General features: G+C 69.6%; 12 protein-coding genes and 1 pseudogene. 10 read left to right on the plus strand and 3 right to left on the minus strand.

Translation table 11 applies throughout. The annotated features are described in order from the left end of the window. The 3 genes and pseudogenes from ACRWK7_RS30040 to ACRWK7_RS30050 all read left to right on the plus strand — a co-directional run. Positions 1-470 (plus strand): annotated as a pseudogene (locus ACRWK7_RS30040) (erythrose-4-phosphate dehydrogenase); the annotation flags it as partial. A 451-nt stretch (positions 471-921) separates the two neighbouring features. Next, a complete protein-coding gene (locus ACRWK7_RS30045; RefSeq protein ID WP_431860686.1) occupies positions 922-1,497 on the plus strand; it encodes a hypothetical protein in 576 nt (191 codons plus the stop codon). A gap of 80 nt (positions 1,498-1,577) precedes the next feature. Further along, complete coding sequence (locus ACRWK7_RS30050) at positions 1,578-2,243, plus strand: sensor histidine kinase (RefSeq protein WP_431860688.1); 666 nt, start codon at positions 1,578-1,580, stop codon at positions 2,241-2,243. A gap of 6 nt (positions 2,244-2,249) precedes the next feature. Here ACRWK7_RS30050 and ACRWK7_RS30055 read toward each other — a convergent pair whose 3' ends face one another. Together ACRWK7_RS30055 and ACRWK7_RS30060 are read right to left on the minus strand one after the other, a co-directional pair. Then, the gene (locus ACRWK7_RS30055; RefSeq protein WP_431860690.1) at positions 2,250-3,005 is read right to left on the minus strand and encodes a Crp/Fnr family transcriptional regulator; all 756 of its coding nucleotides are present in this window, start codon (positions 3,003-3,005) and stop codon (positions 2,250-2,252) included. Between the two features lie 112 nt (positions 3,006-3,117). Next, a complete protein-coding gene (locus ACRWK7_RS30060; RefSeq protein ID WP_431860692.1) occupies positions 3,118-3,477 on the minus strand; it encodes a type II toxin-antitoxin system HicB family antitoxin in 360 nt (119 codons plus the stop codon). A gap of 99 nt (positions 3,478-3,576) precedes the next feature. Between ACRWK7_RS30060 and ACRWK7_RS30065 the strand changes: the two genes are divergently transcribed. The 6 genes from ACRWK7_RS30065 (at position 3,577) to ACRWK7_RS30090 (ending at position 7,034) form a co-directional block, all read left to right on the plus strand. Further along, positions 3,577-3,984: a hypothetical protein gene (locus ACRWK7_RS30065; protein ID WP_431860694.1), complete on the plus strand. Its 408-nt coding sequence runs from the start codon at positions 3,577-3,579 to the stop codon at positions 3,982-3,984. Next, the gene (locus tag ACRWK7_RS30070) at positions 3,981-4,253 is read left to right on the plus strand and encodes a hypothetical protein (RefSeq protein ID WP_431860695.1); all 273 of its coding nucleotides are present in this window, start codon (positions 3,981-3,983) and stop codon (positions 4,251-4,253) included. The genes ACRWK7_RS30065 and ACRWK7_RS30070 overlap by 4 nt, the downstream gene beginning before the upstream one ends. A gap of 3 nt (positions 4,254-4,256) precedes the next feature. Further along, on the plus strand, positions 4,257-4,550 hold the full coding sequence (locus ACRWK7_RS30075) for a type II toxin-antitoxin system RelE/ParE family toxin (protein ID WP_431860697.1): 294 nt from the start codon (positions 4,257-4,259) through the stop codon (positions 4,548-4,550). Between the two features lie 93 nt (positions 4,551-4,643). Next, the gene (locus tag ACRWK7_RS30080; RefSeq protein ID WP_431860698.1) at positions 4,644-5,573 is read left to right on the plus strand and encodes a class I fructose-bisphosphate aldolase; all 930 of its coding nucleotides are present in this window, start codon (positions 4,644-4,646) and stop codon (positions 5,571-5,573) included. A 2-nt stretch (positions 5,574-5,575) separates the two neighbouring features. Next, positions 5,576-6,226, plus strand: coding sequence for a thiamine phosphate synthase (gene thiE, locus ACRWK7_RS30085; RefSeq protein ID WP_431860700.1), 651 nt, complete (start codon positions 5,576-5,578; stop codon positions 6,224-6,226). A 4-nt stretch (positions 6,227-6,230) separates the two neighbouring features. Continuing rightward, on the plus strand, positions 6,231-7,034 hold the full coding sequence (locus ACRWK7_RS30090; RefSeq protein WP_431860702.1) for a TSUP family transporter: 804 nt from the start codon (positions 6,231-6,233) through the stop codon (positions 7,032-7,034). Here ACRWK7_RS30090 and ACRWK7_RS30095 read toward each other — a convergent pair. After that, complete coding sequence (locus ACRWK7_RS30095) at positions 7,031-7,375, minus strand: hypothetical protein (RefSeq protein ID WP_431860704.1); 345 nt, start codon at positions 7,373-7,375, stop codon at positions 7,031-7,033. The two genes, ACRWK7_RS30090 and ACRWK7_RS30095, sit on opposite strands and share 4 nt — an antisense overlap. 229 nt (positions 7,376-7,604) lie before the next feature. Between ACRWK7_RS30095 and ACRWK7_RS30100 the strand changes: the two genes are divergently transcribed. Beyond that, entirely contained in the window at positions 7,605-8,915 is a 1,311-nt protein-coding gene (locus tag ACRWK7_RS30100) for an OmpP1/FadL family transporter (RefSeq protein ID WP_431860706.1), read from the plus strand. Positions 8,916-9,222 lie beyond the last annotated feature (307 nt).

The raw sequence follows: 9,222 nt of genomic DNA on the forward strand, positions 1-9,222 counted from the left end.
ACTCCTACACCGGCGACCAGCGCGTCGTGGACACCATGCACAAGGACCTGCACCGCGCCCGCGCGGCGGCCCTGAACATGATCCCGACCTCGACCGGCGCGGCCAAGGCGGTGGGCAAGGTGCTCCCCGAGCTCAAGGGCAAGCTGGACGGCACCGCCATCCGCGTGCCGACGCCGAACGTCTCGGTCGTCGACTTCAAGTTCGTCGCCAAGCGCGCCACCTCGGCCGAGGAGATCCAGAAGGCCATCAAGGAGGCCGCCGCCGGCCCGCTGAAGGGCGTCCTGGCCTGCTACGACGAGCCGCTGGTGTCGAGCGACTTCAACCACGATCCGGCCAGCTCGATCTTCGCGCTGAACGAGGTCAAGGTCATCGACGGCACCTTCGTGCGCATCATGACCTGGTACGACAACGAGTGGGGCTTCTCGAACCGCATGAGCGACACCGCCATCGCCATGGTGAACGCGAAGTAAGCGCCAGCCCGTTTCCCGGACTGACTGGAAAGGCCGCCCCTCGGGGCGGCCTTTTCTCTTTGGGGGGTACGGGCTGTTCCACGCGTGCACGCGACTAAATCTCTCTACCTGAACGGTTGATGGGGGTGGCCGCCCCTGACGTCCTCATTCGCGGAAATCGACAAGGACGCCACGTCAAGTGCCTGGTGTTCATCGAAAGCACCGCCCCAGCCGTCATCCCCGCGAAGGCGGGGATCCAGGACAGAGCCGCGTCAGCGGCGACATGACTTCATAAGGCTCGCGGACGCGGGCACTGGATCCTCGCCTTCGCGGGGATGACGGCATGAAGAGGTGGTGAGAGACCGAGAAACGCCATGCCTCGCTTGACGTCGCGCCCATGCACGATCGCGGGAGCGACGGGGAAGGCGCGCGCGTCCCGACAGGACACTGTGGAACGAAAGGGAGGGCAGTCATGGCGGCGCTGGACATGAGCGGCTCCACGGCTCCCGCAGGGCGCGTGCGGGAAGCGGTGGCGGTGTTCGACGATCCCGATCGCCTGGACGGCGCGGTCGCCGAACTGCAGCAATGCGGCTTCAACCGGGCCGACCTGAGCATCGCCGACGGGGAGCGCTGCCGGACGCTCGGCATCGCCTACACCGACGCGCGGGAGATCGAGGACAATCCCAAGGTGCCGCGCACCGTCTTCATATCCAAAGCGTCGGTCGGCGACGCGGAGGGCGTGCTGATCGGCGGCGCCGTCTACCTGGGCGCCGTGGTCGCGGCGGGAGTCGCGGCGGCGTCGGGCGTCGGCATCACCGGCACCATCGCCGTCGTCACCGTGGCGGCGGCGCTGACCGGCGCGGTCGGCCTGTACCTGCGCGGCAGCGTGCACCGGCGGTACGTCGGCACCATCCACGAGCAGGTGCGGCACGGCGGCATCGTGTTGTGGGTCAACCTGCATTCGCCCGAGCAGGAACAGTGCGCGCTCGGCATCCTGAACCGGTGCGCGGCGAAGCGGGTGCATGTGCACGAGGTGCCGGCTCTGTGAGTCACCCTATCACAGGTTAATGCGGGATAGGCTCACGGTGTCTACGGTCGAGGCTTCGCCCTCCGCGGAGCATGGCCTCGATGACGTACGACCCCGTTCCGCCCACGCCATCGGTTGGCGCCACCGACGCGCCGCCCGACCCGGCGGGGCGCGAGGCGACGCTGCTGCGCGACTTCCAGCACCGCGTGATGAACAACCTGCAGTTCATCCTCAGCCTGCTCGACATGCAGGCGCGGCGCTCCAGTTCGGACGAGATCCGCGACGCCTTCCGCGATCTGCGGGTGCGCATCGACGTGCTGGCCGAGGTGTACCGGCTGCTCTACCGTACCGCCGGGGAAACGACGCTGGACATCGGCGCCTACGTCGGCCAGCTGGCGCGGAACCTGTCGCGCTTCTACGACGGCGCCGCGGCGGTGGCGCTGACCGTGGAGGCGGAGCCGGTGCGCCTGGATATCGACCGGGCCTTCCCGACCGGGCTGGTGGTGACGGAGCTGGTGGTGAACTGCTTCAAGCACGCCTTCGACGGCGGGCGGGCCGGCCGCATCGCGGTGCGGGTGGCGCAGCCCTCCCCCGGCCAGCTGGCGGTCACCGTCGCCGACGACGGCCCCGGGCTGCCGCCGGCGGCCGATGACGGCGAGCGTCGGCTGGGCATGACCATCGTGCACGCGCTGGCCCGCCAGATGGGCGGCAGCGTCGAGGTAAGCAGCGGGGACGGGCTGAGCGTCACGCTGACCGTGCCGCTGTAGGGCCGGCTACTCGGCGGCGAGCTGGCGCTGCATGCGCACCGGCATGCGGCGGTAATAGAGGTAGAGGTCGTCGAAGTCGGCGGTCTCCGCCAGCCCCTCGACGCTCTTCAGGTAGAGGGTCTGTCCGTCCATCTCGATCAGTCCCTCGCTGCGCAGGCGCGACAGCGTGCGGTTGATGTGAACCACGCTGAGGCCCAGCGTGTCGGCCAGCACCTCCTGGCTGACCGGCAGCAGGAAGCGGTCGCCCTGCGCCAGCCGGACCACCTGGAGGCGGCGCAGCAGTTCCAGCAGCAGGTGCGCCACGCGCTCCACCGCGGTGCGGCGGCCGAGGCAGGCGGCCTTCTCCGACAGGATCGACTCCTCCCGCGCGCCGCACCACGCGAACGCCACGGCCAGCCGCGGGTGGTCGCGGAACAGCGTGGTGATGGCGTCGGGCGCGAACTCCGCCACCTCCATGTCGGTCAGCGCCACGGCGGAGTGGTCGGCGACCTCCAGCAGGTTGGCGTACAGGCCCAGGATGTCGCCGGGGATGGCGAAGTTGGTGATCTGCCGCCGGCCGTCCGACAGCGTGCGCGAGCGCATCGCCCAGCCCCCGCGCACCACGAAGACCCGCCCGTACGGCTCGCCCTGGACGTACAGCCCAGCGCGCGCGGGCACCCGGCGCACCACCGATTCGAGGCGCGCCAGGGTGGCGCGCTCCTCCTCGGTCAGGGGCATCAGAAGGGTCAGCTTGCGGATGAGCGGCGAGGCGCTTTCCTTCATTGGAGTCCCGGAGCGCGGTCGTTGAGGTCACGCTTGGAACGCCGTGCCGGGGCGATGGTTTCATCCGCCCGGTGGATATAGACTGGACGGCTTACGGTGGGGACAGGGGATTTCAGGCCCGCGTGCAGTTGGTGCGCGAGCAGCGGACGACACCCGCAGCCTCGCCCAAACGGTCGGCGACCCAGGCGCCGATGGTCTTGCCCTCGCGCTGGGCGCAGGTGGCGATCGCCCGGTGCAGCATGGGGTTCACGCGCACCGAAAGCTTGCCGGAATAGGGCCGCTCGACGTTGCCGCCCATGTCGCTGGACAGCTCCAGGTAATCCTCCACCGCGCGGTGGAAGGCGGTCGTCAGCTCATCCACCGAGCGGCCGGAGAAGGTGATGCCGTCGCGCGTGTTGATGACCTGGCCGACGAAGATGCCGGCGTCGCTGTCGAAATCGATCTGGGCCTTGTAGCCCTTGTACTCCATCATCGCCGTGTCCCTCGGGAAGCGGTGCGGGGACCATACCCTTCCTTTGGGTGCGACGGTTTGACCTGCCTCAATTCTCTTGTGCGAAGTATGGTCGCGGGCATGATCCGGGTTTCCCCTCCCCTCTCCGGCGCCGGCCGGCCGGTGCGCGTGCACGGCCTGGAAGATGCCCGCGCCGCGCTGGAAGCCGCCGCGGCGCTCGGCGTTCCCGCGGTGCTGGTCGGCCCGCCGGGCGGCGGCGCGCTGTGGCTCCTGCGCATGGCGGAGGCGGCGCGCGCCGCCGTGCCGGGGGCCGGGTGCGTGGTGGTGCACGACTGCGGCGACCGCGCGGGCGAGGCGCTGGGCGCGCTGGCCGCCGGGGCGACGCACGTGCTGTTCACCGGGCCGCAGGACGTGGCGGAGCGGCTCGCGGCCGCGGCGGCGGACCGCGGGGCCGTGGTGCTGACCGCCCTGCCCTCCCCGTGCGGACCCGTGCGCGCGCCCGCGCGTTCTGCTAGAGTGCAGCCATGACCCAGAGCAAACGCGCCATGCCGGAGAGGATCACGGTCGAGATGCGGGCGGAGGACCTGCCCGACAGCATCAAGGCGCGCCTGAAGAGCGACCTCATCCCCGGCATGCCCTACCGCGTCACCGTCGAGCCGGTGGACGACTTGGAGGCCAAGCGCGAGGCCCTGCTGCGCGACCTCCAGGAAGGGATCGACGACATCGAGGCGGGGCGGGTGATCGATTCCGACATCGTCTTCGATGAACTGCTCGCCAAATACCGGGACGCGGACTGACCTGTGCCGCGCGCCGTATTCGCCCAGCGAGCCCAGATCGATCTTGCCGAGATCGCCGATTACATCGGCAACGATAGCCCGAGGGCCGCGCGCCGGTTGATCGTCGGCCTCCGCGACACCTGCCGTTTGATCGCCGAGCACCCTGCTATGGGCCGCAGCCAGGGTCGCCTGCGGCCCAACCTCCGCAGCCACCCGCATGGCAGCTACGTCATTTTCTACCGGGCGGTCGAGGGTGGGATCGAGGTGGTGCGCGTGCTGCACGGCGCGCGGGACATCGACGCCGCCTTCCCGGAATAGGCCGATTCTCCGCCCCCGCCCGCCGTTGCAAAGCGGCACGGGCTGGGCTATGAGGGCGCCAATTCCGATCTGTACCAACGGAGACGAGCCACAATGAAGCTCACCCGCCGCGTCAAAGAGATCCTCGCGAACTACGAGAGCGACAATCCCGGCGTCAAGGCCAACCTTGCCCGCATCCTGATGGAAGGCAAGCTGGGCGGCACCGGCAAGCTGGTGATCCTTCCCGTCGACCAGGGCTTCGAGCACGGCCCGGCGCGGTCCTTCGCGCCGAACCCGCCGGGCTACGATCCGCACTATCATTACCAGCTGGCCATCGACGCGGGCTGCAACGCCTACGCGGCGCCGCTCGGCTCGCTGGAGGCCGGTGCGTCGACCTTCGCCGGCTCGATCCCGCTGATCCTTAAGATGAACAGCGCCAACAGCCTGTCGCGCCAGAAGGAAGGCGCCGACCAGGCCGTCACCGCCTCGGTCAAGGACGCGCTGCGCATCGGCGCATCGGCCATCGGCTTCACGATCTACCCCGGCTCGGACGCCATGTACGACCAGTACGAGGAGATCCGCGAGCTGTCGGCGGAGGCCAAGGCGGCCGGCATCGCCACGGTGATCTGGTCCTACCCGCGCGGCGGCGACGTCACCAAGGACGGCGAGCTGGCGATGGACGTCATCGGCTACGCCGCCCACATGGCGGCGCTGCTCGGCGCCCACATCATCAAGGTGAAGCTGCCCAGCGCGCACCTCGAGCAGGCCGAGGCCAAGAAGGTCTACGAGTCCAGGAACATCCCGATCGCTACCCAGGCCGAGCGCGTGCGCCATATCATGCAGTGCGCCTTCAACGGCCGCCGCATCGTGGTGTTCTCGGGCGGCGCCGCCAAGGGCGAGGAGGCGGTGTTCGAGGACGCCCGCGCCATCCGCGACGGCGGCGGCAACGGCTCGATCATCGGCCGCAACGCGTTCCAGCGTCCGCGCGAGGAGGCCCTGGCCCTGCTCGACCGGATCATGAAGATCTACCAGGGCAAGGAGTAAAGGTGGCCCAGCCGACCGATCAAAGCTGCCGCCTGTATCTGGTGACGCCGCCGGCCCTGGAGCCGGCGGCGTTCGCCGTTCAGCTGGCCGAAGCGCTGGACGCCGGCGACGTGGCGTGCGTGCAGCTCCGCCTCAAGGACTGCTCGGACGACGCGGTCCGCCGCGCCTGCGACGCCCTGCGCCCGGTGGCGCAGCAGCGCGACGTGGCGTTCATCCTCAACGACCATCCCGCGCTCGCCAAGGAGATGGGCTGCGACGGCGTGCACGTCGGCCAGAAGGACACGCCCTACGCCAAGGCGCGGCAGATCGTCGGCAAGGACGCCATCGTCGGCGTCACCTGCCACGACAGCCGGCACCTCGCCATGGAGGCCGGCGAGGCCGGGGCCGACTACGTCGCCTTCGGCGCCTTCTTCCCGACCGCCACCAAGGACGCGGAGTACCACGCCACCCCCGACCTGCTGGCCTGGTGGGCGGAGATGATGGAGATCCCCTGCGTCGCCATCGGCGGCATCACGCCGGAGAACTGCGGGCCGCTGGTCGCGGCCGGCGCCGATTTCCTGGCGGTGGTCAGCGGCGTGTGGAACTGCCCCGAGGGCCCCGGCGCCGCGGTGAAGGCCTACAACGCGGCGATCGCCGGGGCGCTGGCGGGCTGACGGCGTGGACATCGGTCTCGACCTCCTGGCGGCGCTGTTCGGCGTCAGCCTGATCGCCGGCTTCGTCGATGCGATGGCCGGCGGCGGCGGGCTGCTGACGGTGCCGGCGCTGCTGTGGGCCGGGCTGCCGCCGGCCGCCGCCATCGCCACCAACAAGTTGCAGTCCAGCTTCGGCTCCTTCTCCGCCACCGTGCGCTTCGTCCGCGGCGGCGAGGTGGACCCGCGCGCCATGAAGGGCATGATCGCCTGCGCGCTCGTCGGCGGGCTGGCCGGGTCGGCGGTGCTCCAGGTGGTGGACGCCAGCTTTCTGCAGGACGCCATCCCCTTCCTGCTGGTGGGCATCGCGCTCTACCTGCTGCTGTCGCCGAAGGCCGGCGACGTCGATGCGCACCGCCGCCTCGGCGAAGGCGCCTTCGCGCTGCTGGTGTGCACGGGGATCGGCTTCTACGACGGCATCTTCGGGCCGGGCACCGGCACCTTCTTCACCATGGCCTTCGTGGCGCTGGCCGGCTTCAACCTGCGCAAGGCGACGGCGCACACCAAGGTGCTGAACTTCACCAGCAACATCGCCTCGCTGCTGGGCTTCCTGGCCGGCGGCTCCATCGTGTGGAGCATCGGCCTGACCATGGCGGTGGGCGCCTACGCCGGCGCGCAGCTGGGTGCGCACATGGTGATCCGCAACGGCGCGCGGCTGGTGCGGCCGATGCTGGTGGTCGCGTCGCTCGCCATCACCGCGAAGCTGGTGTGGAGCGACGCCGACCACCCGGTGCGGCACGCGCTGGCGTGGGTGATCGGGCTGTTCGGCTAGAATCCGGAACGCTCCCGCAGCCGCCGCATGGTCACCCGTGAGCCGGTCAGCGGCACCGTCAGCTCCGCGGTGTTGGCGTCGATCAGGCGGATGTCCAGCGTCGGGCCGAAACCGCGCGGGACGACCTGCACGCGGTTGCCGTCGATGACGTAATCGACGTCCTGGTCGATGCCCAGGATCTCCGCGCTGTCCCGGTAGAAGGTGTAGGTGCCCAGCGTGAAGCCGGACCCGATGGGCGCCTGCACGGACCAGCGCCCGTTGATCGGGTTCCCGGGGTCGAAGCTCGCGCACCCCGCCAGCATGGCCAGGGCGGCGAGAAAAAGGGCGAGTCGTCTGTGCATGGGGCGATAACGCACCGCGCGCGGCGCTTGTTCACCGCCCTCCCCCCTCCGGCGGGGCTCGCAATTGACGGTTGCTGAGCCGGTTCATTGCCAAAATGACACACTTGGGCACAAACCTTCCGCCGAGCGGACCAATAACGCCTAATGGGAAGTAGGTTGCCCTTTACGTCAACCCATCTTTCCGCGAAAGTGCGCGCAACGATCAAAGCGTTGAACAGGGGAGAAACGCATGCTCAAGACGCCGCTCAAGACGTATCTTCTGGCCGCCACCGCGGCGGCCGCCATCGCCGCGCCGCTGTCGGCCCACGCTGCCGGCTACGCGCTGAAAGAGCAGAGCGTCTCAGGCCAGGGCACCTCGTTCGCCGGCGTCACCGCGGGCGGCAACGGCGACCTCAGCGCCATGTTCTTCAACCCCGCCGCGCTGGGCATGGTGAAGAACTTCGAATTCGTGCAGACCGTCACCGGCATCATTCCGACCTCCAGGGTGGAGTCGGCCAGCGCCACCCGGGTCACCGGCTCGCGCATCTCCGGCACCGCCTCGCCGGGCGACATCGCGCAGGACGCGGTCCTGCCCTCGGGCTACATCGGCTACGCCGTCACGCCGGACCTCAACGTCGGCCTGTCGATGAACGGCCCGTGGGGCCTCGTCACCGACTACGGCGACAACTGGGTCGGCCGCTACCATGGCATCCGCTCCGACCTGCGCACCTACAACTTCACGCCGACCATCTCCTACCGCGTACACCCGACGCTGACGCTGGGCGCCGGCCTGCAGATCCAGTACGCCAAGGCGAAGCTGTCGTCCGCCATCGACGCCGGCCTGCTGGCCAACCCGGCGCTCGCCGGCCGGCTCGACACCCTCGTCGACCTGCAGGGCGACGCCTGGGGCCTGGGCGCCACCGCCGGCCTGATGTACGAGCCGATGAAGGGCACCCGCGTCGGCCTGTCCTACCGCTCGGCGGTCAAGCACAAGCTGAAGGGCGATGCCGATTTCTCCGGCCCGGCGGCGACCGCGGCCACCTTCCGCGACCAGTCGATCTCCGCGAAGCTGGTCACGCCGGACAGCGCCAACTTCGGCGTCTACCACGAGCTGACCGACCGCTGGTCGATCATGGGCGACGTGCAGTGGACCAACTGGTCGAAGTTCTACGAGCTGAACGTCGACTTCCAGACCCTGGCCAACTCGATCACCGACGAGCGCTGGAAGGACACCTGGTTCGTCTCCCTGGGCACCGCGTACAAGGTGACCGACGCGCTGACCGTGCGCGGCGGCATCGCCTTCGACCAGGGTTCGGTCGGGACCGAGCACCGCACCCCGCGCATCCCGGAGCAGGACCGCTACTGGCTCTCCATCGGCGCCGGCTACAAGGTCACCGAGTGGCTGCAGCTCGACGCCGCCTACAGCCACGTCTTCGTGCGCGACGCCGAGGTCGCCCTGCGCGACACCGGCACCGGCACCAACCGCGGCCGCGGCAACCTGAACGTCAAGTACGAGAACTCGATCGACATCATCGGCGTGCAGGCCCGCCTGACCTTCTGATCGGGTCTGTCTCTGATCGGGTCCTTGCCGATCGCGACGAAACGCCGCCGGAGCCCCGCTCCGGCGGCGTTTTTCGTCCGCCCCGGTTGCCGCGCGGCGGCGCCATGGCATAGTTGCCTGAACACCGCGCCAACCGGGAGGACCGAGAGACATGGCCGACAGCTTCACCGCGTTCCTCATCGAGGACGCCGACGGCAAGCCGAAGGGCGGCTTCAAGCAGCTGACGCTGGCCGACCTGCCCGACAACGACGTGCTGGTCGAGGTCGCCTACTCCACCGTGAACTACAAGGACGGGCTGGCCGCCAGC

The sequence above is a fragment of the Azospirillum sp. genome (assembly GCF_050789165.1).